At 69.7% G+C, this 25821-nt stretch carries 23 protein-coding genes; 10 read left to right on the forward strand and 13 right to left on the reverse strand.

Going from position 1 to position 25821, the window contains the following annotated elements; all coding sequences use genetic code 11:
- From E1218_RS23470 to E1218_RS23485, 4 genes are all read right to left on the reverse strand, one after another.
- A partial coding sequence (locus E1218_RS23470) for a MerR family transcriptional regulator (RefSeq protein ID WP_132323654.1) occupies positions 1 to 392 on the reverse strand: 392 nt, incomplete at its 3' end.
- A gap of 33 nt (positions 393 to 425) precedes the next feature.
- On the reverse strand, positions 426 to 944 hold the full coding sequence (locus E1218_RS23475) for an AAA family ATPase (RefSeq protein WP_233712409.1): 519 nt from the start codon (positions 942 to 944) through the stop codon (positions 426 to 428).
- Between the two features lie 14 nt (positions 945 to 958).
- Positions 959 to 2113 carry an anhydro-N-acetylmuramic acid kinase gene (locus E1218_RS23480; RefSeq protein ID WP_132323656.1) on the reverse strand — a complete coding sequence of 385 codons (1155 nt, stop codon included), beginning with the start codon at positions 2111 to 2113 and terminating at the stop codon, positions 959 to 961.
- Position 2114: 1 nt separating this feature from the next.
- Complete coding sequence (locus E1218_RS23485) at positions 2115 to 3413, reverse strand: MFS transporter (protein WP_132323658.1); 1299 nt, start codon at positions 3411 to 3413, stop codon at positions 2115 to 2117.
- Positions 3414 to 3712: 299 nt separating this feature from the next.
- Here E1218_RS23485 and E1218_RS23490 point away from each other — a divergent pair, with 299 nt between their 5' ends.
- A complete protein-coding gene (locus tag E1218_RS23490) occupies positions 3713 to 4624 on the forward strand; it encodes an endo-beta-N-acetylglucosaminidase H (RefSeq protein WP_132323660.1) in 912 nt (303 codons plus the stop codon).
- Here E1218_RS23490 and E1218_RS23495 read toward each other — a convergent pair.
- Positions 4621 to 5142 (reverse strand): histidine phosphatase family protein, encoded by a 522-nt coding sequence (locus E1218_RS23495; protein ID WP_132323662.1) that lies wholly within the window; start codon positions 5140 to 5142, stop codon positions 4621 to 4623. The two genes, E1218_RS23490 and E1218_RS23495, sit on opposite strands and share 4 nt — an antisense overlap.
- A 191-nt stretch (positions 5143 to 5333) precedes the next feature.
- Between E1218_RS23495 and E1218_RS23500 the strand changes: the two genes are divergently transcribed.
- The 6 genes from E1218_RS23500 (at position 5334) to E1218_RS23525 (ending at position 11898) form a co-directional block, all read left to right on the forward strand.
- Positions 5334 to 7193, forward strand: a complete 1860-nt coding sequence (locus E1218_RS23500) for an acyl-CoA dehydrogenase (RefSeq protein WP_132323664.1) — start codon at positions 5334 to 5336, stop codon at positions 7191 to 7193.
- Between the two features lie 261 nt (positions 7194 to 7454).
- The gene (locus tag E1218_RS23505) at positions 7455 to 8675 is read left to right on the forward strand and encodes a hypothetical protein (RefSeq protein ID WP_132323666.1); all 1221 of its coding nucleotides are present in this window, start codon (positions 7455 to 7457) and stop codon (positions 8673 to 8675) included.
- A 23-nt stretch (positions 8676 to 8698) separates the two neighbouring features.
- Entirely contained in the window at positions 8699 to 9328 is a 630-nt protein-coding gene (locus E1218_RS23510; RefSeq protein WP_233712410.1) for a hypothetical protein, read from the forward strand.
- Positions 9325 to 10563, forward strand: a complete 1239-nt coding sequence (locus E1218_RS23515; protein WP_132323670.1) for a hypothetical protein — start codon at positions 9325 to 9327, stop codon at positions 10561 to 10563. Before E1218_RS23510 ends, E1218_RS23515 begins: the two co-directional genes overlap by 4 nt.
- 114 nt (positions 10564 to 10677) lie before the next feature.
- Positions 10678 to 11448 (forward strand): DUF4097 family beta strand repeat-containing protein, encoded by a 771-nt coding sequence (locus tag E1218_RS23520; protein ID WP_132323672.1) that lies wholly within the window; start codon positions 10678 to 10680, stop codon positions 11446 to 11448.
- A 201-nt stretch (positions 11449 to 11649) separates the two neighbouring features.
- Entirely contained in the window at positions 11650 to 11898 is a 249-nt protein-coding gene (locus E1218_RS23525) for a DUF6458 family protein (RefSeq protein ID WP_132323674.1), read from the forward strand.
- On the opposite strand, the gene E1218_RS23530 is transcribed toward E1218_RS23525, so the two are convergent.
- The 8 genes from E1218_RS23530 to paaN all read right to left on the reverse strand — a co-directional run bounded on the left by E1218_RS23530 (position 11888) and on the right by paaN (position 22752).
- A complete protein-coding gene (locus tag E1218_RS23530; protein ID WP_132323676.1) occupies positions 11888 to 13672 on the reverse strand; it encodes an NHL domain-containing thioredoxin family protein in 1785 nt (594 codons plus the stop codon). The two genes, E1218_RS23525 and E1218_RS23530, sit on opposite strands and share 11 nt — an antisense overlap.
- Before the next feature lie 48 nt (positions 13673 to 13720).
- Positions 13721 to 15271 carry a hypothetical protein gene (locus tag E1218_RS23535; RefSeq protein ID WP_233712411.1) on the reverse strand — a complete coding sequence of 517 codons (1551 nt, stop codon included), beginning with the start codon at positions 15269 to 15271 and terminating at the stop codon, positions 13721 to 13723.
- Between the two features lie 217 nt (positions 15272 to 15488).
- Complete coding sequence (locus tag E1218_RS23540; RefSeq protein ID WP_132323678.1) at positions 15489 to 16394, reverse strand: carbohydrate ABC transporter permease; 906 nt, start codon at positions 16392 to 16394, stop codon at positions 15489 to 15491.
- Positions 16391 to 17290: a carbohydrate ABC transporter permease gene (locus E1218_RS23545; RefSeq protein ID WP_132323680.1), complete on the reverse strand. Its 900-nt coding sequence runs from the start codon at positions 17288 to 17290 to the stop codon at positions 16391 to 16393. Before E1218_RS23545 ends, E1218_RS23540 begins: the two co-directional genes overlap by 4 nt.
- 43 nt (positions 17291 to 17333) lie before the next feature.
- Positions 17334 to 18611, reverse strand: coding sequence for an ABC transporter substrate-binding protein (locus E1218_RS23550; RefSeq protein ID WP_132323682.1), 1278 nt, complete (start codon positions 18609 to 18611; stop codon positions 17334 to 17336).
- Positions 18612 to 18892: 281 nt separating this feature from the next.
- The gene (locus E1218_RS23555; RefSeq protein WP_132323684.1) at positions 18893 to 19417 is read right to left on the reverse strand and encodes a flavin reductase family protein; all 525 of its coding nucleotides are present in this window, start codon (positions 19415 to 19417) and stop codon (positions 18893 to 18895) included.
- A gap of 132 nt (positions 19418 to 19549) precedes the next feature.
- Positions 19550 to 20920, reverse strand: coding sequence for a serine hydrolase domain-containing protein (locus E1218_RS23560; RefSeq protein WP_132323686.1), 1371 nt, complete (start codon positions 20918 to 20920; stop codon positions 19550 to 19552).
- A 161-nt stretch (positions 20921 to 21081) separates the two neighbouring features.
- On the reverse strand, positions 21082 to 22752 hold the full coding sequence (gene paaN, locus E1218_RS23565) for a phenylacetic acid degradation protein PaaN (protein ID WP_132323688.1): 1671 nt from the start codon (positions 22750 to 22752) through the stop codon (positions 21082 to 21084).
- Between the two features lie 97 nt (positions 22753 to 22849).
- Here paaN and paaI point away from each other — a divergent pair, with 97 nt between their 5' ends.
- The 3 genes from paaI to paaK are packed head-to-tail and all read left to right on the forward strand — an operon-like array spanning position 22850 to position 25806.
- Entirely contained in the window at positions 22850 to 23287 is a 438-nt protein-coding gene (gene paaI, locus E1218_RS23570; protein ID WP_132323690.1) for a hydroxyphenylacetyl-CoA thioesterase PaaI, read from the forward strand.
- Entirely contained in the window at positions 23284 to 24489 is a 1206-nt protein-coding gene (gene pcaF, locus E1218_RS23575; protein ID WP_132323692.1) for a 3-oxoadipyl-CoA thiolase, read from the forward strand. The genes paaI and pcaF overlap by 4 nt, the downstream gene beginning before the upstream one ends.
- Before the next feature lie 15 nt (positions 24490 to 24504).
- On the forward strand, positions 24505 to 25806 hold the full coding sequence (paaK, locus tag E1218_RS23580; protein WP_132323694.1) for a phenylacetate--CoA ligase PaaK: 1302 nt from the start codon (positions 24505 to 24507) through the stop codon (positions 25804 to 25806).
- The last annotated feature ends 15 nt before the right edge of the window (positions 25807 to 25821 follow it).

Genomic DNA, 25821 nt, shown 5'->3' on the forward strand with positions numbered 1-25821 from the left:
TATAAGAGACAGACCTGGCGGAGGGCGCTGGCCAGTTCAGGGCCGCCGAGAGTGGCGGTGGTGTGGTCGGCGAGCAGTCCGTTGAGGAGGTGGTCGGCGGCGGCGCGGGCGGCCATCGTCCGCGCCTCGACCGTACGGAGGTGGGCACGCACGACGATCGCGAGCTCGGCCGGGTCCGCGTCGAGGGCGACCCGCACCTCGGCCAGCGGCAGCCCGATCTCCCGGAGGTCCCGCAGCAGCCGGGCCCGCGATTCCTGCGCCCGGTCGTAGTACCGGTAGCCGTTGGTCTCGTCGACCGCGGCAGGTGGGAGTACGCCGCAGTCGTCGTAGAATCGCAATGCGCTGGGCGCCAGCCCCACCGGCCGGGCGAACTCACTGATCGTCAACCTCATGCGGCGACACTCAGCCCTGAACCTGCTCGAAGGTCAACTCCGGAGCCGTCCCCACAACCCGAGGGTCCGGCCGAGCCGCTCACCGCGGATCCAGTCCAGGATGCCCTTGGCCGACCGCTCCGGCGAGACGTCACCCCGGACCGACCGCGGCACGTGCTTGCGGATCTCGGCCGCGTCCGCGAGCGCCTCAGCGATCTGCGCCTCCGCCCAACCACGCGCGGCCAACCGCTTCCGCCGTACGGCGTCCGGGATGTCCAGATGCAGCCACCGTCCCTCGGGCAGCTCCGTCGGCAGCCCCGGCGACAGCAGCAGCACCGGGATCCCCGAGCGCCGGATCAGCTCGGTGATCCGCAACCACAGGGCGTTGTACGCCGGCCAGATCGGCGCCGCGGCCGGAGTCGCGATGTCGATCCCGAGCAACCGCCCGTGGTCGTCCAGCAACTCGTCCATGTCCATCACGACGATGTTCCCCGGACTCAACCGCACCAGTTCCGGCACGACCGTCGACTTCCCGGAACCGGGCGCACCCGTCACCACGAAGAGCCTTGTCACAGGAACAGTGTGAGTCACTCGATCGCGAGACTCACCGGCGGTCGCGCGTCGCGTCCGGCGGCCGGGATCCCGCGGGCTCCGGGAGTGACCGAGCCGAGCACACTCGGGTGCCGAGCGCCCGTGCAACTCGGCACCGTCCCACCGAGCCCGTTGACCGTCAGGAACCCGAGCACAGCGAACGCGTACGCCTCCTTGGCCGCCGACGGCAACCCCAGTTCGTCGGTACTGCGCAGCGGCACCGGCCCGAGCTCGGACGCCAGCTGATCCATCAGCACCGGGTTGCGGATCCCGCCGCCGGACGCGATCACCTCGGTCCCGCCGTACCGCCGGACCGCGTCGGCGACCGTCCGCGCGGTCAGCGCGGTCACGGTCGCGACCAGGTCGTCGGCCGGAATCTCGGACAACCCCTCGAGCGCCCGGGCGAGGTACGCGAGGTTGAACAACTCCTTGCCGGTGCTCTTCGGCGCCGACCGGCCGTAGTACGGCTCCGACAGCAAACGCTCGAGCAGTACGTCGTGCACCCGCCCGCGACCGGCCATCACGCCGTCGACGTCGAACTCCCGGCCGGTCAGCTCCTGCACGACCGCGTCGATCAGCGCGTTCGCCGGTCCGGTGTCGAACGCGACCGGCTCACCGTGCACCACGGTGATGTTCGCGATCCCGCCGAGGTTCAGTGCGATCGGTACGCCGGGTCGCCCGCGCAACCAGAGCACGTCGAGGATGCTCACCAGCGGCGCACCCTGGCCGCCGGCCGCGACGTCGCGGGCCCGCAGGTCGGACACGACCGCTGTCCCGGTCGCCTCGGCGATCCAGGCCGGCTGCCCGAGCTGCAGCGTCCCGCGGACCGTGCCGCCGTCGACCCAGTGGAACACCGTCTGGCCGTGGGACACGATCAGGTCGGCGGACCCGCCGCACAACTGCTCGACCGCCTGCCGGGCGACCTCGGCGAACGCCCGCCCGATCCCGGTATCCAGTCGGCACACCTGCTCCATCGACGTACTTGCCGGTGGCAACGAACCGGCGATCGCCGCCCGGAGCTCCGGGGTGTAGGGCTGGCTGAGGAGGCCGAGCGGGGTCAGCACCAGCCGGTCCCCGTCGAACCGCAGGTCCGCGGCAGCGGCGTCGACGGCGTCGTACGACGTCCCGGACATCAGGCCGATGACTCGCATGTCAGTCCCGCAACTCCCGTCGATGGTCGTCCCCGCGCAACGTCAGCAATGCGACCACACTCACCGCGCAGGTGACCACCACGTACCACGCCGGGATGTCGATGTTGCCGGTCCGCTTGATCAGCTCGGTGATGATCAGGCCCGCCGAGCCGGAGAACACCGCGTTGGACAGCGAGTACGCCAGCCCGAGGCCGGTGTACCGGGCTCGGGTCGGGAACATCTCCGCCAGCATGGCCGGCCCCGGGCCCGCCATCAGCCCGACCACCAGACCGGCGACGAACACCGCCGCACCCTTGGCCGCGTTCCCGGCGTCCTCGTCCTGCAGCAGGTTCATCAACGGAAACGCGAGAACGACGACCAGCGCCGCGCCGGCCACCATCACCGGCCGCCGCCCGATCCGGTCGCTCAGCCAGCCGGCCGGCATGATCGACGCGGCGAACCCGGCGTTCGCCAGCACGGTCGCGACCAGCGCCTGCTGGAACGTCGCGTTCAGCGTCGCCTGCAGGTACGACGGCATCACCACGAGGAACGTGTAGCCGGCCGCCGACCAGCCCATCAACCGGCCGATGCCGAGGGCGATGGCCTTCGCCACCTCGGCCTTGCCGGCCGGCCGCGGCTCCGCCTGCTGCTGCACCCGGGCGAAGCTCGGCGTCTCGTCCAGGCGGAGCCGCAGCCACAACGCCACCAGACCGAGCGGCAACGCGAGCAGGAACGGCACCCGCCACCCCCAGTCGGTCAGCGCCTCCTGGCTCAGCACGGTCGCCAACGTCGCGGCCAGCCCGGCGCCCGCGAGCAGCCCGAGTGCGACGGTGAACGACTGCCAGGCGCCGTACAGCCCGCGCTTCGTCCTCGGCGCGAACTCGGTCATGATCGACACCGCGCCGCCGAACTCGCCGCCCGCCGACAGCCCCTGCAGCGCCCGCACCAGCGTCAGCAGCCACGGCGCCGCCGCACCGACGGTCGCGTACGTCGGCAGCAGGCCGATCAGTGTGGTCGACAGCGTCATCAGCAGCAGTACCAGGATCAGCGTCGGGCGCCGGCCGATCCGGTCGCCGACCCGGCCGAACACCGCGGCCCCGATCGGCCGGAAGAAGAAGGCGAGCGCGAACGAGGCGTAGGTCTTGATCAGGCTCTCGGCGTCGCTGGTCGACGTACTGCTGAAGAAGTTCGCCGCGATCACGGTGGCGAAGAAGCCGTAGGCACCGAACTCGTACCACTCGACGAAGTTGCCGACCGTGCCCGCGACCAGGGACCGCCTGGTCCGCGCGGTGCCGATCTGTGCGGCCACTGGTGTGCTCATCCACGTCCTCGTTTCGCTCCGGGCGCGGATGGGACACGACCTGCGCTGCATTCGGTGGTGAGCTGGCTGCGCTCGTCCACTGGGTCCTCTCCGGTTCGCCCCCGAAAGTTATTCCCATTGCCGCACGACATCCCCGTCCATAAGTTCCCACCCCGGCGACCCGGGGCGCAACCCGGCGGGACTGTCACCCGCCGCCGACACCTCTTGACAGCGGGTCCGCCGCCGTCGAAGATCGGGCTGCTATACCGGTTTAGTTCCGGTGGCCAGTTTGCCCCGCCCAGCAGACCTGGAGTTGATCGATGAGTCCTGAACCCATCCGCAGAAGAACCCTGCTGTCCGCCCTCGCGGCGTCGTCCGTGGTGGCCGGCACCGGTGCCGCGCTGCCCGCCACCGCGGCCGCGAAACGCCCGCGGGCGAAGACCGGCCCGATCTCGGCCGTCTACGTCGAGGTCAACAACGAGAGCATGACGAACGTCGCGAAGTACACGCTCGCCGAGGGCGGCGCGCAGGTCTTCGACATCGCGATGATCTTCGCCGCCAACATCAACTACGACGGCACGAACGCCTACCTGCACTGCAACGAGAACGTGCAGCACGTGCTCGACAACGTGGCGACCGAGGTCAGGCCGCTGCAGCAGAGAGGCATCAAGGTCCTGCTGTCGATCCTCGGCAACCACCAGGGCGCCGGCTTCGCGAACTTCCCGACCCAGCAGGCCGCCGACGCGTTCGCGCAGGAGCTCGCCGACGCGGTCGAGCAGTACGGCCTGGACGGGATCGACTTCGACGACGAGTACGCCGGCTACGGCAACAACGGCACCGGGCAGCCGAACGACTTCTCGTTCGTCTACCTGGTCCAGGCCCTGCGTCAGAAGCTGCCGGACAAGCTGATCACCCTCTACGACATCGGCCCGGCCTCCGACCGGCTGTCCTACGACGGCGTGAGCATCGCCGACACCTTCGACTACGCCTGGAACCCCTGGTACGGCTCCTGGATGGTTCCGAGCGGCCCGTCGTCGAAGTCCCGGCTCGCCCCGGCCGCGGTGTCCTTCAGCGCGACCAGCTCGGCCACCGCCGCGAGCCTCGCCCAGCGCACGGTCGACGAGGGGTACGGCGTCTTCCTCACCTACAACCTCACGTCCGCGAACACGGCGTCGTACATCTCCGCGTTCACGACCAAGCTGAACGGCAGCGTGGCCGTCCACAAGCCCTAGACCTCGTAGACCCAGCCTGGTCGCCACTCGAACGGAGCGGCGACCAGGTCTTCGAGGGAGGCGCGGCTGTCCAGCAGGTGGTCGAGGGACCAGCGGTTCGCCGAGTGCGCGACGACCAGCACCACCTTGCCGTCGTGCCAGCGCTTGAGATCCTCGAGGAACGAGCGGGTCAGCTCCATCACCTCCCAGTAGCTCTGGCCGCCGGGGAACGGCGTGTGCACCCGCTCCGCCCGCGGCTCGAGCGCCTTCCGGGGTGACCCGTTCAGCGAGCCGTAGTTGCACTCCCGCAGCCGCCAGTCCAGGAAGTGCGGCACGGTCAGCCCGGCCGCCTCGACGGTCTGCACCGCCCGGCGAAGGTCCGAACTGAAGACGATGTCGACCTCCCGGCGCCGTACCCCCAGCCCGGCCGCCTCCCGCAGTCCTGCCTCGGACAGCCGACCGGGCAGCCACCCGGTCGCGATCCCCTGCTCGTTGTCGAGCGTGGTCGAGTGCGTCTCGTAGATCAGCTTCACCGTCACCCGGACAAGTCTCTCGGATCACGTCCCGGTCAAACCCCCTTTGCCTTCGTTACCCGTGGGTATATACTCAAGTTACTCGTGAGTACGACGCTGCCAAGAGGTAGGGGAACCTGTGAGAGAGCGAAGCGATCGAACAAATCGGCACAGCAGCCTCTGGCTCACGCTGAAGCCGGGCGGAGCGAGGTGACGGCGTGAGCCACTACAAGTCGAATCTGCGGGACATCGAGTTCAACCTGCTCGAGGTCCTGGGCCGGGACGAGGTGCTCGGGCAGGGCCCGTACGCCGAGATGGACGTCGACACCGCCCGCGAGGTCCTGGCCGAGATCGACCGGTTGGCCAAGCACGAGCTGGCCGAGTCGTTCGCCGAGGCGGACCGCAATCCCCCGGTCTTCGACGCCGAGGCGCACGAGGTGCGGATGCCGGAGGCGTTCAAGAAGAGCTACCACGCCTACATGGACGCCGAGTGGTTCAAGCTGGAGCTGCCCGCCGAGCTGGGCGGTCAGCCGACGCCGCCGTCGCTGCGCTGGGCGGCCGCCGAGCTGGTGCTGGGCGCCAACCCGCCGGTGCACATGTACGCCGCCGGCCCGAACTTCGCGCACGTCCTCTGGCGCAACGGCACCGACCGGGACAAGAAGATCGCGCATCACATCATCGAGCGCGGCTGGGGCGCCACCATGGTGCTGACCGAGCCGGACGCCGGGTCCGACGTCGGCGCGGGCCGGACCAAGGCCACCCTGCAGGACGACGGCAGCTGGCACATCGAGGGGGTCAAGCGGTTCATCACCTCCGGCGAGCACGACCTGACCGAGAACATCGTCCACCTGGTACTGGCCCGCCCGCAGGGCATCGAGGGCGTCGGCGGCCCGGGGACGAAGGGCTTGAGCCTGTTCGTCGTCCCGAAGTACCACTTCGACCTGCAGACCGGCGAGCTGACCGGGGAGCGCAACGGCGCCTTCGTCACGAACGTCGAGAAGAAGATGGGCATCAAGGTGTCCACCACCTGCGAGGTCACCTTCGGCGACGGCACGCCGGCCAAGGGCTGGCTGCTCGGGGAGGTGCACGACGGCATCGCGCAGATGTTCCAGGTGATCGAGTACGCGCGGATGATGGTCGGCACGAAGGCGATCGCGACCCTGTCGACCGGCTACCTGAACGCGCTCGAGTACGCCAAGGAGCGGGTCCAGGGTGCCGACCTGACCCAGCCGGCCAAGGACGCGCCGCGGGTGACGATCACCCACCACCCCGACGTCCGCCGGTCGCTGCTGACGCAGAAGGCGTACGCCGAGGCGCTGCGGGCGCTGGTCCTGTTCACCGCGACGTACCAGGACCGGGCCGAGCAGGCGCGGTACGCCGGTGAGCACGACAGCGTTGCCGAGGGTGTGAACGACCTGCTGCTGCCGCTGGTCAAGGGCTACGGCTCGGAGAAGTCGTGGACGCTGCTCGGCACCGAGTCGCTGCAGACCTTCGGCGGCTCCGGCTTCCTGCAGGACTACCCGATCGAGCAATACGTCCGGGACGCCAAGATCGACACCCTGTACGAGGGCACGACCGCGATCCAGGGCCAGGACCTGTTCTTCCGCAAGATCATCAAGGACCAGGGCAAGGCGCTGGGCCACCTGGCCGAGCAGATCCAGGGCTTCGTCGCCTCGGAGGCGGGCAACGGCCGGCTGAAGGAGGAGCGCGGACTGCTGGCGAAGGGCCTCGAGGACACCCAGAAGATCCTGGGCGTGATGGGTCAGGCGCTGATGGCGAGCAACCCGCAGGCGGAGAACGGCGACCCGCGCAACATCTACAAGGTCGGCCTGAACACCTCGCGGCTGTTGTATGTGCTCGGTGACGTGGTCTGCTCCTGGCTGATGCTGCGGCAGGCCGAGGTCGCGCTGAACCAGCTCGGCGGCGAGCTGTCCCCGGCCGAGCAGGACTTCTACACCGGCAAGGTGGCCGCTGCCCAGTGGTTCGTCCGCAGCACGATGCCGTCGGTGCGGGCCGAGCGGGTCAAGGCCGAGCTCACCGATCTCGACGTGATGGACCTGCCGGAGTCCGCGTTCTGATCGCCCTGCTCCTCCGGCTCGGTCACTTGCGCGGATCGAGCCGGAGGCCCGGCAAGCCCCGGGGCAGCTGATCTGCCCCACGATCTGCCCTGGTGCGGAACCACCGCACTGGGGGAACGTTTCTGCCCGTGGCGACCAACGACCCTGGCTCGGCTTCCCCTGTCCGAGCCAGGGCCGTGCCGTCTCCGGGTGGGGAACCTCTCGTCCGCGGGGTGCGTCCGTGCTGCTGTGTCCCGGTCAGCTCGTCGTACGCTGTGCGCGATGTTCGTCCGTCTGCGCCGCCTCGCCGCCCTGCTCGCCGTCCTGGCGTTCATCCCCGCCCTGCCCGCGCGGGCCGCGACCCCGGAGCTGCCGGACCGGATCGCGGCCGCATGGCGGAACGACAGGGTCTACGTCGACGACCGGCTCCGCCCGATCCCTGAGCTGGACCGGGTCCGCGCCGAGGCCGCCGCGGCCGACTTCGCCGTGTACGTCGCACTTCTGCCGCGGACGCCGTACACGCGGGAGAAGGTGTCCGACCTGGTCACGTTGTTGCACGCGCGGGTCGGCGAGCCGGGCCTGTACGTCGTGGCGACGGTGTCCGACAGCTACTGGTCCGCGACCGAGGAGCTGTACCGGCCGGCCGGGCTGAAGGGCCGCAGCCTCACCCGGGTCCAGCTCGACGACGAGCAGCACCGCGACATCGTCAACGACCGGCCGGCGCCGATGATCGTCCGGTCGATCCAGCAGGCGGCGACGGCGTACGACGGGCGCCCCCTGCCCCCGATCCCGGCCGGAGACCTGGAGCCGGAGCGGGCACCCCCCGGCCGGTCGGCCACGGACCTCGAGGACCTGTCCGCCTTCACCGGCCTCGGCGCCGGCGCGCTGGCCGGCTTCGCGCTGACGCTGTGGCTCGTCCTGCGCCGGCGCAGTGGATCGGGGCGCTCGAAGCCCAAGGCCGGCGACGGCGAGCCGATGACCGTGGGCCGGATGCAGGTCCGGGCGGACGAGTGGATCGAGCGCGCGCAGCGGTCGCTCGACCGGCTCGACAAGCGGCGCGGGAAGTCGGTGAAGGTGATGGACCAGCGCGAGGACGCCTACCGACGCCTCGACGCAGCCCGCACGCTGCGCGACGGTGACCCGGACGACCTGCTGTCGGTGACCGGGGCGTTCGTCCTGGCCCGCCAGGCCGAGCGGGGTGCGAGTGGCGCGAAGATCTCCCCGCCGTGCTTCTTCGACCCGACGCACCGATCCGGCACGATGCCCGTCACCTGGGCGGACGACGTCGAGGTGCCCGCCTGCCAGGCGTGTGCCCGGCTCGTCGGCAAGGGCACCACACCGAACGGCCTGCAGGTCTGGCGCCGCTCCGGGCTGCTCGGGCGCGAGCACGTCCCGTACTGGACGCTGGATCCTGAGGACAACGTAATGGTGGCGACCGGTTTCGGGGCGCTGTCCGACGACCTGCCCGATCGGGTGGCCCGGCTCCAGGACGGTGCCCGATGAGCAGGCGCCTCTTACTGTTGCTTATGGCCACAGTCGCGTTGCTGTCCGGTACGGCGTGGGCCGCGGACCCACCGGACCCCCGGATCACCGCGGCGACCGCCGCCTGGGCGAACGACCCGCTGTACGTCGACCCGGACTACACGTCGGTCGTGGACGCGACGCAGGCCGCGGAGATGCTCCGCGCGATCGAGTCCGCACCCGTGCCGGTGTACGTCGCCGTCGTACCGACCGGCGAATGGTTCCCCGAGGAGGGCGACACCGAACTGCTCGCCGGCCGGCTCGCGGCCGCGAACGGCAAGCCCGGGGTGTACGTCGTGATGGACGGCACGACGACGTACGGCACGGAGCACGAGGTCAAGGCCTACGCGCGGGCCAGCGACTACGCGGAGGCGAACCAGTCGATGGGCAGTCAGCTGGCGGACTACCTCGCGAACGTGAAGGCGGACGACCGGTACGACGCGAAACCGGCGCGCACCGAGCCGCTGCCGCCGCGTCCGGAGCGGACGTCGGAACCGGATCGGTTCACGACCCGGGACGCGATCGGCAACGGCCTGGGCGGCGGTGTGCTCGGCCTGATGAGCGGCGCGCTGCTCGCCGGCGTCGTACTCGGAGTGGCGGCCATGGTGGCCCGACGAGCAGGAGGAACGCGGTGAAGATCCGGCTGGCCCTGACCGTTGTGCTGACCCTGCTGGTGTCGCTGACCGCCGTACCCGCGCAGGCGCAGACTCCGGCCGAGCGGGCCGAGGAGATCGCGGCCGCGCTGGCGAAGGAACCGTTGTACGTCGATCCGGCGTACGAGACGGCCTTGCCGGACAAGCTGCGGGAGGACGTGCTGGCGAAGACGAAGGCGCTCGAGTACCCGGTGTACTCGATCGTGCTGCCGTTGACGCCCAGCGATGCGTTCCAGGGCAAGGAGCGCAATGTGCTGACCCTGGTCATCGACGCCCTCGACCGGCCCGGGCTGTACGTCGTGGTCGACGGCGGCGGACGGTTCCCCTGGTACGAGGCGCACGAGGTGCCGCAACTGAACGAGGACAAGCTCCGGGCGGTCCGCGAGCGGGCCCTGGACGACACCGGGTACGACGCCGGCCCGACCGAGGTGCTGTCGCGGATGTACGAACTGCTGGCGGCGCCCGGCATCCCCGCTCCGGCGCAGACCACCCGGCCGGGCAGAGCGCCCCGCGACTCCTCGGACGTGGAAGAGTCGCCGGCCGGCACAGTCGTACTGCTCGTCGGGCTGGGCATCGCTGCCCTCGTCGGCCTGGGCTTGGTGATCGGCCTGCGCCGGCCGGGCGCGCGGCATCAGGACCGCCCGCGGCGGGAGAAGCCGTTCACCATCCCGCCGCACGTGGCCGCGACCGTCGCGGCCGAACGGCGTCGCCGGCTGGCCGGCGAGACGACCGCCGAGCTCACCGTGCTGGGCTCGAAACTGGCCGCGCTGCCGGCTGCCGAGGGCACGGGCCTGCGGCATCAGCAGGCCGCGCTCGACGCGCACCAGGCCGCCGGCAAGGTGCTCGACGCGTCCGAGGACCTCGTCGACGTGGTCGGCGCGATGGTGCTGCTGGACAAGGCCCGCCGCGAGTACGACGCCGCCGTCGCGGTCGCGGCCGGCCGGAAGCAGGACGCCGTACCGGATCTGTGTGCCTTCAATCCCCTGCACGGAAGGTCCTCCGGGCAGCGGACGCAGGTCGAGGCGGACGGGACCACGCTCGCACTGCCGTTGTGCGCCGAGTGCCGGCGGGCGCTCAAGCGCGGCAAGGCGCCGGCCTCGCTGCCCGGTGACGACGGGCCCTACTGGCACGGCGACGACCTCTGGGCGCGGACCTTCTTCGGCACCCTCGACGCCGACCTCGCCGGCGCGGTGTCCCGGGGCGACCACCGGTCCTGACCTCGGGCGTCCCTGAGTGGGGTTCAGGGGCGCCTCGGGGGATCTGCCGGATCCTCGGCCACCGGTGCCCGGCCTACTGTCGAGCGGACAGGATGGGTCGAGAAGGGGCGGACAGTGGCGGAGACCAAGCAGCTCGGGGCAGTCCTTCTGGTGGCCGGGGCCGCGCTCGCGTTCTGGCAGTTCGGGGACCGGGACTCCGCCGACGACCACGAGGTCGGCGAGCGGATCAGCATAGTCGAGCTGGCCGCGAAGAGCGCGGACATCACCATCAAGGTCTCCGATGACGACAAGACCACGGTGCAGGAGAAGCGCAGGTTCTGGCTGTGGAAGAAGGGTGACGCGTACTCCGTCGACAACGGCGTGCTGAAGCTCGACGGCGACTGCGGCTGGCAGTGCAGCGCCGACTTCGTCGTCACCGTGCCGCGCGGCACCAAGGTCACCGGCGAGAACGGCAGCGGCGACATCTCGATCTCCGGCGTCAGCGGGGTGGACGCCAAGTCCCGGTCCGGCGAGTTCGAGATCAACGACGTCACCGGGGACGTGAAGGTGAGCCTGACGTCGGGGGACCTGCTCGTCCGCGACCTGACCGGGAAACTCGACGTGACGGCGACGTCCGGCGACATCGAGGCCTCCGGACTCACGGGCGGGCCGGTGACCGTGGAGACCACCTCCGGTGACCTCGAGCTCGAGCTGACCGAGGCGAACGACGTACGGGCCAAGGGCACCAGCAGCGACATCGAGGTGACCGCACCGGCCGGCAACTGGAACGTCAGTACCGAGACCAGCAGTGGCGACGTCGACAACGCGCTCGGCGACGCCGCGAACGGCTCGTACACCGTCCAGGCCACCACGACCAGCGGCGACATCGAGCTGCACGCCCGCTGACGTTTGTCACTGGGTACCAAGTCCTCGTCCGGCGGTGTATCAGACATGCGTCGCGCATGGCTAACACCGTCGGAGCGGAGTAGCGTCGACAGTGTTGGACGACTTCACGAGGAGGCTCGACATGAGTGGACGGAGTGAGCGCATCGTCAGGTGCAGCGCATCTCGTGGCTCATGCGCGCCCGGAGCGAAGCGAGGACGTGCATGAGCATCGGTGTGGGGATCTTCTTGATGGTGGTGGGCGCCATCCTGGCGTTCGCCGTCCGCGACTCGTGGGACGCCGTCAACCTGACCGTCGTCGGCTACATCCTGGTCCTGGCCGGACTGGCCGGGATCGTGCTCTCCTTCTACATCACCAACCGGCGGCGCCGCGTCGAGACCGACGCGATCGACCCGGCGATCGAGGAGGAGTACCGGGTGGTCGAGGAGCACCAGCGCGACGTCAAGGAATAGAGGCCCCGGACAGCACCAGCTCCAGTCGCGTGGCGCCCTCCGGCGACACGCGAATCGGTACGCCCCAGTCCTGCCGGTGCATGTGGCAGGCGGGGAACTCGACCTCGTCCGAGTCGTCGCACGACGCCGCCTGGACGGCGACGTGCAGCACACCGTCGCCGACCCGCTCGTCGATCACGAGACGACGACTGAGGTCCGTCGTGTCGCCGGCGCCTTCGCGCAGCAGTGACTCCGGGGTCGACGAGACCAGCAACCGGGTGGACGGGCCGTACCGGTCGTCCAGCTTCTGTCCCGGCGGTGGGGTGAACACCACGTCCAGGCTGACCTCGCCGCCCGCGACGTCCATCGGCGGACGTTGCGTCCTGGTGCTGAACTCGTCCGCGGTGGCCGACGCCCCCAACGGGATCCGGGTCAGCCGGTGCGCGGCGGACTCGACCACCAGCAACTCGTTGCCTACGACAACAGCTCCGCTGGGTTCGGCCAGGCCGGTCGCCATCGTCTCGACCACCTCGGCGCGCGGGTCGTACCGCCGGACGGCACCGTTGTAGGTGTCGGCGACGGCGACCGAGCCGTCCGGGAGGACGGTGACGCCGAGCGGGTGCTGCAGCAGGGCGTCGGCCGCCTTGCCGTCGCGCAGGCCGAAGTCGAACAGGCCGGTGCCGACGGCCGTGTGCACCTCGGTGTCGATCCACCGGAGCGCGGAGATCTCGGAGTCCGCCAGCCACAGACGGTCGCCGTCGACGGCCAGGCCGCTGGTCTGGGCGAACCAGGCTTCCTTGAGCGGGCCGTCCTTCAGGCCTTCGTTGGTGGTGCCGGCGGCAACTTCCGTGGTCCCGGTGAACGGATCGAACGTCCACACCTGGTGCACGCCGGCCATCGCGATCCACACCTTGTCCTGCCACCACGCGACGTCCCACGGTGAGCTCAGGACATCGGTGCCGTCACCGTCCATCCACTGCTTGCCCGTGCCGACCAGGGTGGAGACCCGGCCGGTCTCCAGGTTGATCCCGCGGAGCGCGTGGTTCACCGTGTCGGCGACGACGGCGTCGTAGCCCAGCTTGCTCGCGACGTCGCGAGGGACCAGCGTGAGGCCGTTCGGCTCCGAGAAGGCGGCCCGGCCGGCCTGGCCGTCGGCGAATCCACGGTGGCCGGTGCCGAAGCGGCGTACCACTGTGGTGGCGTCGCCGGCGAGCTCGACGATGCTGTGGTTGCCGGCGTCGGCGACCAGGTATCCGTTGTCTAGGGCAACCACCTCGGCCGGGAAACGGAGGTCGGTGGGCTCCGGCTCCGGAGCGACGTACGGCGACTTGCCACGGGTCAGCGTGCCCGCCTGCTCGTGCTCGGCGATGAGCTCCGCCAGCTGGGCGTCCAGTGCGTGCGCGTGGCCCTCACCGGAGTACTGCGCGACGATGTAGCCGTTCGGATCGACCAGTACCAGCGTCGGCCAGGCGCGGGCGGTGTAGTTCTGCCAGGTGATCAGCTCCGGGTCGTCCAGCACCGGGTGGCCCACCTCGTACCGGTCGACCGCGGCCCGGACCGCCGCTTCCTCACCCTCGTGCGCGAACTTCGGCGAATGCACGCCGACGATCACCAGCGCGTCGCCGTACTTCTCCTCCACCGGCCGCAACTCGGCCAGCACGTGCAGGCAGTTGACACAACAAAACGTCCAAAAATCCAACAGCAAGAAGCGCCCCCGGAAGTCGGCGAGCGCCAACTCCCGCCCACCGGTGTTCAACCACCCACGACCCCTGAGCTCCGGCGCACGCACATGCATACCCCCATTCTGCGCCGCCCCTCAACCCACATCCCGAGCGGCCCGGCATCAGCGGGGGAGGATGAGGGTGTCGGTGAGGAGTTTGGCGGTTTTGCGGAGGGTGGCCGGGGAGGAGGAGAGGTCGGCGGCCAGGGAGTAGGGCGTGAGGGGTTCGCCGGGGCCGACGAGGCGGTGGCGGTGGGCGAGGAGCCAGACGATCGCCCGGGGCCAGGTGGAGAGGCGGGCCTTGGCGAGCAGGTCAGGGGCGTCGCGGACGAGGCGTTCGGCGATGTCGAAGGCTTCGCCGGCGTACGTCGTCCCGAGGGTCTCGCCGGCCATCAGCCAGGCGTGCGGAGCCAGCACGGACAGCGTCGCCGCCTGGGACTTGTCCAGGCCTTGCAGGTCCGGCTGAGGTGGCGAACCCAGTCCGGACAGCGCCCGGTACGCGTCCTCGAGGTCGTTGGTGGTGTCGTCGAGGAAGACGCGTTCACCGGGCTTGGACCCGACCGGGTCGATCATCGCCGCGGCCTCGAGCGCCGGCGTCCACACGTCCACCGCGTCGACCGCCTCGTCGATCGCGTCCAGCGCCAGCTGGGTCCGGTCGCCCGCGAACTCCAGCCAGGCCTTCACCACCAGCGGGACCGCCTCGAAGTACGTGCTGTCGGCAAGCACCTTGCGCGGCAGCCAGTGCGCCAGGAACAACTCCACCAGTACGGCGCTGACCCGCAGCGGCCCGCCGACGGTGTGGTCCACGGCGTGGTCGATCCACAACCGGACGATGTCGGCCGCGTCGTCGGGCAGCCCCACGGCGTACCGCGACTCGAGGAACTCGTCGACCAGCTGCTCGCGCTGCCGCGCGGACAGCAACGGCCGGATCGGCGGGCGGATCGGTCGTTCCGGCAACTGGGTCAGCCGGTTCACCAGCAGGGCGGAGAAGAACTCGAAGTCCTCGCTCACCGGCGGGTCGTCGAAGTCGTGGGTCTCGCCGAGCGCCTGCAGGATGATGCCGGCCGCGGTCGGCGGACGGACCGTCCGGATCGTCACCCGGCCGCCCCGCTGGTACGCCTCGAGCACCCGGTCCACCGGCGGGCCGACGAAGACGTCCTTGACGATCGCGCCGAGATTGTTGTCGATGAACACCACCACGGTGTGCGGGTGCTGGTCGTCGTCGTAGTCCAGCACGACGCTGAGCCCGTCGCCGGTGATGTCCTCGGACACGATCGCGCTGGTCAGCCGGAACCCGGCGATCCGGGTCACCCACTCGGGCACCTCGGCCTCGGTCCGCAGCCGGGACAGGTGCGCGCGTTGCAGCGGCAGCCGCCCGGCCGGACCGACCGTGCGGGCCAGACTCGTCAACAGGACAAAGGATTGCGGGTCGCGGCGCTCACCGAGCACGCGGGCGGCGTCGGCCCAGAAGAACCGCTCCACCTCACCGATCTCGTCCGGTCGCCCGGCCGGCCACAACTGGTCGGCGAGCATCGCGGCGGACCGCGCGACCGAAGCCTCCGCGATCACCGGGTGCAGGGCTCTGGGCGCGGCGGCCAGGTCGAGGGACAGCGTTTCCAGCAGCGTTTCCAGCACGGCGACACTCGGCGTGGTGTCGACGTCGACACCCGCCATGGGTCGGTGGGTCGGGCCCGGCGTGGAACCGACCAGCCGCAAGTGGCTTGGTCGTCCGTCCCGGCCTCGTGGTGACTTGGTCACGTCCGCGACCTTACCCGCCGGGACTTGTCCGCCGCAGGCCCCTGCGCGCGTCCTGTGGACAAGCAGGTCGACACGCCGTCACCACACGACTGCGGCCCGTGGGTGGAGTAGCACGGGCCGCAGACGTCGTTCGTCAGCCCTTCAGGGCACCCGCCATCAGACCGCCGATGAACCAGCGGCCGAGCAGGATGTACACCAGCAGGGTCGGGAACGAGGTGATCAGCGCACCCGCCATGCTGGCCGCGTAGTCGACCTTCTGGCCGCCCGACAGGGCCGCCAGACCCAGTGTCACCGGCCCGTTCTGCTGCTGGGTGAGGAACAGCGCGAACAGGAAGTCGTTCCAGACCGAGGTGAACTGCCAGATCAGCGTCACCACGAAGCCGGAGATCGAGATCGGGAGGATGATCCGGACATAGGTCTGGACCAGCCCGGCGCCGTCCACCCGGGCCGACTCGATGATCTCGTTCGGCACGATGGTGGCGTAGTAGTTCCGGAAGATCAGCGTGCAGATCGGCAGACCGTAGATGACGTGCGCGATGATCAGCGTCGGTACACCGCGGGTCACGTCCAGCTCGTTGAACGTGGTCCGCAGCGGCAGCATCACCGCCTGGTAGGGGATGAACATCCCGAACAGGATGAACGCGAACACCACGTTTGCGCCCGGGAACCGCCACCGGGCCAGCACGAACCCGTTCGCGGACCCGATCATCGAGGAGATGATCGCGGCCGGTATCGCCAGCGACAGCGACCGGATCATGTACGGCTGCAGCACGTCCCACGCCTTGCGCCACGGCTCCAGCGTCCACGTCTCCGGCAACGACCACTGCGCGGCAGCGGTAGTGTCGCTGGACGTTTTGAAGCTGGTGATCAGGACGACGTACACCGGGGTGAGCACGAACAGCAGGAAGAACAGCAGGAGGAGGTACTTCACGGTCCGGCTGGTCCGCGTCGTACCGTCCGCGATGGCACCGCGGCGAGGCTTCTGGCGGATCGCGGCGGCGGCCCTACCCGTTGCCGCCTCGGCTTCTGCGGCGGTCATTCGTTGCTCTCCTGCCGGACGGTGTACGCGACGTACGGGATGACGAGTACGGCGACGACCGCCAGCAGCACGATCGCGATCCCGGCCGCCTTCGCCTGGTCATTGCTCAGCAGCGTGTTCCACATGTAGATCGCCGGCACCTCGGTGCGGAACTGGTTCGGCCCGGTGATCGCGTAGATCAGGTCGAACAGCTTGAGTGACATGTGGCCGAGGATGATCAGCGCCGACAGAGCGATCGGCGACAACTGCGGGAACAGCACGTGCCGGTACAGCTTGAACTCGCTCGCACCGTCCACCCGCGCGGCCTCCCGCAGCTCGGGCGGGATGCCCCGGAAACCGGCCAGGAACAGCGCCATGATGTACCCGGACAGCTGCCAGATCGCAGGTAACGCGATGGACAGCATCGTTGTCCATCTGCTCCCCGCGGTCCACCAGGCGTTCTCCAGGAAGTTCAGGCCGACGATCGAGAACAACCGGTTCAGGCCGCGTGCCTCGTCACCCTGGGACGGGTTCAGCAGCCAGCTCCAGACCACCCCGGAGGCGATCATCGAGATTGCCATCGGGAACAGGAAGATCGACCGGAAGATGCCCTCGCCGGTGACCCCCTTCTCCAGCAGCAGGGCCCAGAGCAGGCCGAAGATCAGCGTGCCCACGATGAACGCCACCGTGAGCACGCCGAGGTTCTTCAGCGAGTTGAGGAACCGGTCCTCGCCGAACAGGTTCACGTAGTTCTCGAACCCGACGTAGTCGGCCGGGCCCCTGCGGGCCGTGTGCCGGTCGGTCAGCGAGGTGTTGAACGACCACGCGATCAGCCCGTAGACGAAGTACCCGAGCAGCAGCACGGTCGGCAGCAGTACCAGGGCACCCGGGCCCCAGGTACGGATTCTTCCGTGCATGCTCAGCCCTCCGGACCGAGGCCGGTCCGCAACTCGACCCGCATCAGCTCTTCTTCATCGCGTCGCCGAGCGCCTTCTGCAGTTGGGCGACGTTCTGGCTACCGCTGAACTGGCTGATCGCGGACAGGATGTTGTTGTTCTGGCCGAGCGTGCAGGCCGCACCGTGCGCGCAGGACGGGACGATCTTGTCCTTCTTCCAGTCGGCCATCGCGGACTGCTGGTACTTCGGGTAGTCAGCCGGCTGGGCGTCCGAGCGGGCCGGGATCGAGCCCTTCTTGGTGTTGAACGCCTTCTGGCCCTCGGCCGAGCCGGTGACCTTCAGCCAGCACTTCGCACCGTCCGGGTTCTGCCCGTCGGTCGGCAGCGTGAAGGAGTCCGACAGGTACTGGAAGTTGCCCGCCGTACCCGGGGACGGCCAGTAGGTGTACGCCGTGTCCGGCACCTTGTCGGCCAACTGCTGTGCTGCAACCCAGTCACCCATCACGAAGTAGCCGGCCTGGCCCTTGTTCAGGTACTGCAGCGCGTCCGGCCAGTCGATCGCCTCGCGGTCGGCGTTGGTGTAGGTCAACAGCTTCTTGTACTTCTCCAGCGCCGCGGTCACGTCGGCACCGTCCCAACTTTCGCCCTTCCACAGGTTGGTGAACTTGTCCGGGCCGAGCTCGGCCAGCAGCACGACCTCCACCAGCATCTCCTGGGCGAAGCCCTTGGAGATGGCCAGCGGCGCCTTCACGCCGGCGGCCTTCAGCTTGTCCATGTCCGCCATCCAGGCGTCCACCGAGGCCGGCGCCTTGGTGGCGTCCAGGCCGGCCTTCTTCAGCACGGTCGGGTTCGTCCAGGTCACGTTCGCGCGGTGCACGTTGGCCGGGATCGAGTAGATCTTGCCGTCGACGGTCAGGTTGTCGATCAGGTTCTGCGGGAAGGCCTTGTCCAGGCCGAACTCCTTGTACAGGCCACTGACGTCGTCGACCTGGCCCGCGTTGATGTAGTCGCTCAGCTCGGCACCCGCGTGCGCCTGGAAGGTGGACGGCGGCTTGCCCGCGGCGAGGTCGTTGGCCAGCACCTGCTTGGCGTTCGAGCCGGCGCCACCCGCGACCGCGGAGTTGACAAACTTGTAGTCCTTGCACTCGGTGTTGAACACCGAGACCATGCCGTCCAGACCGGCCTTCTCACCACCGTCGGCCCACCAGGTGAAGACGGTGACGTCCTTGGTGGCCGCCGCGTCCCCACCGCCACCACCGTCGTCGCTGTTGCCGCAGGCGCTGACCGCGAGAAGACCCGCCGCACCCAGCACCGCGACGGTCTTGCTCAGACCACCACGCATGTTTTCACTCTCCGATCAGCTCATGGAAGCCGCCTGTGACAACGATGGCCCCTTGACGGCCCAACTCTGGGCACGCCGCGCGCTGGGTGTCAACGTTCCGCGCAAGCGCGTTGCGCAGACGTGACCCCCGGCGGCACCAGCGTGTGAGAGCGCGCACATCCGGTGCTCGGCAAAGACAGCGGGCATCGAGATTGCGCGATTGTGACCACGACGTGAGCAGCACCTCGATCGCCCGGTTCCGCCCGTCCGGATGATGGATCGTGGTGGCGCGCACACCACCGTCAACCTGTGATCGAGACGTAGCGCCCGCGGCGGTGAACCAGTGGTGGGATCTCGTCGGGACTGAGTTCGACGTGGGCGATGTCGAGCTGGACCTGAAGGGCCCAGCCGACCTGGGGCGGGTCGGTCGAGGCGAGCGTGCAGCCGGCCCACGTGCTGACGCCGACGGGGGCAGGACCCCAGGCGGTGTCGGTCCAGTCGATCATCCGGAACGGACCGCCGGGGGCCGGTGCCACGTAGCCGAAGGCGTCCGCGAGCCGGCGATGCGGTTCGCCGAGCAGCGCGACCACCGCGGTCCTTGCCTGGCGCAACGTTTCCCAGAGGTCCGAGTCCGGGTCGATCAGACCGATCACGGATCCGGGTTCACCGTCGGCCACGAGCATCGACGACACCGTGAGGCCGGCCCGCTTCCCGCCGGACGCGGTGGTCCACAACCCGACCGGTGAGGGCAGCCGCCCACGCAGCCGCCGTACCGGACTCCGATCGGACTCGGGCGGCAGGAACGGGTGATCGCCGTGGATGGTCATGGGGCCTCCCGGCCTGGACTGAGGAGCGTAGGGAGCGCAGCGACTGGAGCGACGAGGGAAGGCCGGGAGCTACAGCCCCGTGACCTGCTGCGCCGGAGGCGTGGCATCAGTACAGTCATACCCGCACGCTACTTACTGCACGGTGAGCCGGTCCGGGAGGGTGAAGCGGTCGATCGGGTGGGCGAGCAGGCCGCTGGAGCCGCGGAGGGTCTCGACCCGGTCGTCGGCGTCGAAGGTGAAGCGGTACGACTCGCCGTACGACCCGTAGCCGGAGCCGCCGGTGACGCGCAGGGTGTCACCCTCAACCTCGAGCGTCTGCGGCTCGGCGCCCGGATCCGTGGACGCCGGGTCGATCCCGTACAGGCGGCCGCCGAGCTCGACGATGTCGGTGACGCCCCAGAGATTGGCGTACCGGCCGGTGAACCGGCTCAGGCCGGTCGCGTCACCGGGGCGATCCTTCGACTCGGCCAGATCCAGCAGCTTGAAGAACCCTTCGGCCAGCTGCTGCGCGGGACCGTCGATCGCGTTCGTCAGCACGCTGACCGCGATCCTGGCCGACCCGTCGACCATCGACCGGGTGATGTGCCCGGGGTAGCCGCCGCCGTGCCCGAACAGGTGCCGCTCGCCGAGCTTCGCGATCTGGACGCCCAGCCCGTACCGCGGCCAGTCTTCGTTCGCGGTCTGCCAGAGGGGGTGCTGCATCTCGCGCTTCGACTTGTCCGTCAGCAGCCGGTCGTCGCCGGGCAGGTGCGCGGAGAAGTAGGTGACCAGGTCACGGGCGTTGCCGAAGAAGCCGGTCGCGGAGGCCAGCGCCCGGGTGTCGACATGGTCGATCGGGATCCGCTCGTCGGCGTACGACAGTGCGCTGTACCCGGCGGCGTACTCGTTGCGACGGGCCGGATCCAGCTCCGGACCGAGCCCGGACAGCCCGAGCTTGTCCACGATCGCGGTCTGGACGTACGAGTTGTACGGCGTCCCGGACGCGGCCTCGACCACGAGTCCGAGCAGGCCGTAGCCGATGTTCGAGTACTTGAAGCGCTCGTTCTCCGGCAGGACGGCGGACGACTCGGTCCGCAGGACCGCCAGCAGCTCCTCCCGGTCCGGGAACCTGCCGGCGAGCTGCCACCAGTCGGCCTGCAGGCTGTCCCGGGTGATCCCGCCGGCGTGGGCCAGCAGGTCCCGGACCGTCCGCTCGCCGAGCGGCGTGCCGACGATCTCGGTGACGTGCTGCCCCGCCTTGTCGTCCAGCCGCAGCCGGCCCTGCTCGACCAGCTGGAACACGGCCGTCGCGGTGAACGTCTTCGAGTGCGACGCGATCCGGAACAGGTGCTGCTCGGTCAGCGGTACGTCGTTCTCGACATCGGCCAGTCCGTACGCCGCCGAGAACGCGATCGCGTCCTCGGCGGACACCGCGACCTGGACGCCCGGCACCCGCTGGTACCGCTGGTTGAACGCCAGCCAGCTGTCGTAGTAGGCGAGTACCTCGGTCAGGCTCTGGGTCACGGCGTTCTCCTGGACGGGTCGGCGGATGGAGGTGCCACGGAGGGTGTGTCGGTCATACCCTCCGCCTCAGAATCCGCTCAACGACGCTTCGGCAGCAACCTGAGGACCGCGAGTCCCGCGAAGAGAAGTGCGGAGGCGGTTACGCGGCCGGGTAACGGTGATCACGCAATGTGGCGGCGGGACTGGATCACCCGGAAGCGGCTCGCCACGTAGGCGCCGTCGGTGTACGTCGCGTTGGCGGCCGGGTTCGCGCCCGTTCCGTGGAAGTCGCTGAACGCCGCCGACTGGTTCACGAACACCTGGCCGGTCAGGTTCTCCGACAGTGCGACCCCGGCGTCCAGCGCCGCGTCCCGCGCCACCTCGAGCGTCTCGGCGTCGGTCGAGTAGATCCCGGCCGTCATCGCACCGCCGTCGGCGACGGTCTTGCGGAACAGCTCGATCGACTCGGCCGTGTCCGCGGTCCGGACCAGGAACGACACCGGGCCGAAGCACTCCCGCCCGTACACCTCCTCGTCCTTGGCGTCGATCGCCACCAGCAGCGGCGTCCGGACGACCGCGTCCGGGAACGCCGGGTGCTGGATCGCCCGCGACTCCAGCACGACGTCGCCGTACTCCGGGGCGAGCTCGAGCCGGCTGATCACGGCCTGGTTCACGATCCCGCCGAGGATCTCGACCGCGCGGGCGTCGTCACCGAGCAGCTTGCTCATCGCGCCGGCGATCCCGGCACCGACCTCGTCGAAGGACTTGTGCCCCTCGTCGGTCTCGATCCCGCCGGCCGGGACGAAGATGTTCTGGGTGGTCGTGCACATCTGGCCCGAGTACAGCGAGAGCGTGAAGGCGAGGTTCCCCGTCAGCGCCTTGAACGAGTCGGTGGAGTCGATGATGACGGCGTTCACGCCGGCCTTCTCGGTGAAGACGGTCGCCTGGGTGGCGTTCTGCTCCAGCCACTCGCCGAACTCGCTGCCGCCGGTGAAGTCGATCAGCTTCACCTCGGGCCGGGTCGCCAGCGGCTTGGCCAGTCCGTCGCCGGCCCGCTCGGCCGCGAGCGTCACCAGGTTCGGGTCGAAGCCGGCCTCGGCGAGCACCTCGCGGCACACCTCGACCGTGATCGCCAGTGGCAGCGCGGCCAGCGGGTGCGGTTTCACCACGACGGCGTTGCCGGTGACCAGCGACGCGAACAGGCCCGGCCAGGAGTTCCAGGTCGGGAACGTGTTGCAGCCGATCACCAGCGCGACCCCGCGGCCGGTGACCGTGAACGTCTTCTCCATCCGGATCGGGTCACCCTTGGCCGGCTTCTCCCAGGTCGCCTCGGCCGGACAGCGGTTCATCTCCTCGTACGCGTACGCGACCGCCTCCAGCGCCCGGTCCAGCGCGTGCGCGCCGCCGGCCTGGAAGGCCATCACGAACGCCTGGCCGCTGGTGTGCTGGACCGCGTTCGCCAGCTCGAAGACGCGCTGGTGCAGCCGGTCGAGGATCTCCAGCGTCACCCCGGTCCGGGTGTCGATCCCGGCCTTGCGCCAGTCTTTGAGTCCTGTCCGGGCGGCCGTGAGCAGATCGTCGAGACCGTCCTCGACCATCCGCGGGTAAGCGATGTCCAGAGTGATCCCGAACGGCGAGTGTTCGGTGACGACCTCGCCGCGCGACCCCGGGATCTCCAGCGGGAACGTCGTACCGAGGTGGCGTTCGAAGGCCGCCTTGCCGTCGGCGGCAGCGGTCTCGCCGTACACCCGCGGACTGGGCGACTCCGGGAAGGCGGAGTGGTAGCCGCGGCCACGGATCGCCGTGAGGGCGTCGTCCAGGCGCTCGCGGTGGGTCGCCAGCCAGTCGGTCATGGGTCCTCCAAGCTCGGGGTCTGCGTCTGTGATGTTACAGTCGTTGACGCGACCGGGGATAGAGTGTCACAACCTCTTCTTGAGAGGGCGTTTGGCGATGGCTGACGACCTGGCGGCCCGGGTGGCCGCGGCGATGTGGGCGGAGGACACCGCCAGCGCCGGCCTGGGGATGCGGCTGGTCGAGGTCGCCGACGGCTTCGCCAGGCTCGAGATGCCGGTGCGCGAGGACATGGTGAACGGGCACGGTATCGCGCATGGTGGATTCGTGTTCTGTCTGGCCGACTCCGCGTTCGCGTTCGCGTGCAACTCGCGCAACCTGGTCACCGTCGCGCAGACCTGCGACATCGTCTTCGTCGCGCCGGCCAAGCGTGGTGACCTGCTGGTCGCCGAGGCCCGCGAGCGGACGTCGTTCGGCCGGAACGGGATCTACGACGTGACCGTGCGCCGCGGCGACGAGGTGATCGCCGAGTTCCGCGGCCGCAGCCGGCAGCTGTCCGGCACGATCATTGCCTCAACGGATTCGGAGGAGTCATGACCCGATCGGCGTACCTGGTGGACGGCGTACGGACACCGATCGGTCGGTACGGCGGCGCGCTCGCAGCGGTCCGCCCGGACGACCTGGCGGCGCATGCGGTGTCGTCCCTGCTGGCCCGGCACCCGGGCCTCGACCCCGAGCTGATCGACGACCTGGTCCTCGGTTGCGCGAACCAGGCCGGCGAGGACAACCGGAACGTCGGCCGGATGGCCGTGCTCCTGGCCGGACTGCCCTCCTCGGTGCCTGGAACGACGATCAACCGGCTGTGCGGATCGGGCCTGGACGCGGTCGCGTACGCCGCCCGGTCGATCATCGCCGGTGACCACGAGATCGTCGTCGCCGGTGGCGTCGAGTCGATGTCGCGGGCGCCGTTCGTGATGCCGAAGGCGACCGCGGCGTTCTCCCGCCAGGCGGAGATCTACGACACCACGATCGGGTGGCGGTTCGTGAACCCGGTGCTGCAGAAGCAGTACGGGATCGACTCGATGCCGGAGACCGCCGAGAACGTCGCCGCGGAGTTCGGTGTCTCCCGCGAGGACCAGGATCTGTTCGCGTTGCGCAGTCAGCAGCGGGCGGCCAAGGCGCAGGCGAACGGGCGACTGGCCGAGGAGATCGTCGCCGTGGAGGTGCCGGGCAAGCGTGGCGCGGTGACGGTGGTCGACGTCGACGAGCACCCGCGCGAAACCTCGTTGGAGGCGTTGGCCGGGCTGAAGACGCCGTTCCGCTCCCCGGGGACAGTCACCGCCGGCAACGCGTCCGGCGTCAACGACGGCGCGGCCGCGCTGCTCGTCATGAGCGGCGCAGCGGTGGAGCGTCTGGGCGTCACGCCGCTGGCCCGGATCGTGGGTACGGCGGCTGCCGGCATATCACCGCGGATCATGGGCATCGGCCCGGCGCCGGCTACTCGGAAGCTGCTTGACCGGTGCGGCGTCGCGCTTCCCGACGTCGGCGTGATCGAACTGAACGAGGCGTTCGCCTCGCAGTCGTTGGCCGTACTGCGTGAGCTCGGGTTGCCGGACGACGCCGAGCACGTGAACCCGAACGGCGGTGCCATCGCCCTCGGTCACCCGCTCGGGATGTCGGGCGCGCGGTTGGCCCTGAGCGCGGCGCTGGAGTTGCGGCACCGGGACGCCGGGTACGCGCTGGCCACCATGTGCATCGGGGTTGGTCAGGGTATCGCGACCTTGTTGGCCCGCCCCTGACCTGGAGGTGTTGTGATGCTCGGCGAACCCTGTCCCGAGGAACTGCGGGACGCCGGCGAGCGGCTGTCCGTCGACGAACTCCGGGCCCGCCAGCTTTCGTTGCTCCAGTCAACGATCGCGTCGGCGTACGAGCGGGTGCCGCACTACCGGGCCGCGTTGGACGGCGTCGGGTTCGCGCCTGGGGATCTTCGGGAGCTGTCCGATCTGAGTCGGTTGCCGTTCACCGGGAAGGCGGATCTGCGGGACAACTATCCGTTCGGGATGTTCGCCGTCGCCCGGTCGGAGGTTGTGCGGGTGCACGCGTCGTCGGGAACGACGGGGAGGCCGACGGTGGTCGGTTACACCCGGCGCGACCTCGACAACTGGGCCGATCTGATGGCGCGGTCGATCCGCGCGGCCGGTGGGCGGCCCGGCGACGTGTGTCATGTTGCCTACGGCTACGGGTTGTTCACCGGCGGGCTCGGCGCGCACTACGGAGCCGAGCGGCTCGAATGCACCGTCGTACCCGTGTCCGGTGGGATGACCGAGCGGCAGGTCGACCTGATCCGCGACTTCGGTGCCCGGATCATCATGGTCACGCCGTCGTACTTCCTCAGCATCGTCGACGAGATGGAGGCCCGCGGGCTCGACCCGCGCGACACCTCGCTGCAGATCGGGATCTTCGGTGCCGAACCGTGGACCGAACACATGCGCGCCGAGGTCGAGCAGCGCACCGGCATGCACGCGGTCGACATCTACGGGCTCTCCGAGGTGATGGGGCCGGGCGTCGCGCAGGAGTGCGTCGAGACCAAGGACGGGCTGCACATCTGGGAGGACCACTTCTACCCGGAGATCATCGACCCCGTCACCGGTGAAGTCCTCCCCGACGGCTCCATCGGCGAGCTCGTCTTCAGCACGCTCACCAAGGAAGCCTTCCCGGTCCTGCGCTACCGCACCCGCGACCTCACCCGCCTGCTCCCCGGCACCGCGCGCCCCGGCATGCGCCGGATGGAGAAGATCACCGGCCGCACCGACGACATGATGATCGTCCGCGGCGTCAACGTCTTCCCCACCCAGATCGAAGAACAGATCCTCCTCGTCGAAGGCCTCGCCCCCCACTACGTCTGCGTCCTCACCCGTCCCCATCGCCTCGACGAACTCACCGTCCAGGTAGAAGCCGCCCCCGGCCTCACCGACCACGCCGCCGCCGCGGCCCACCTCACCCGCCGCATCAAAGACCGAGTAGGCGTCACCGCCACCGTTGAAGTCCTGCCGCCGCACGCCCTGGAACGGTCCCTGGGCAAAGCCAGACGAATAAGGGACAACCGCACCCTCTGACCTACGCGGCTAGAC

The organism is Kribbella turkmenica, assembly GCF_004348725.1.
Lineage (GTDB): Bacteria > Actinomycetota > Actinomycetes > Propionibacteriales > Kribbellaceae > Kribbella > Kribbella turkmenica.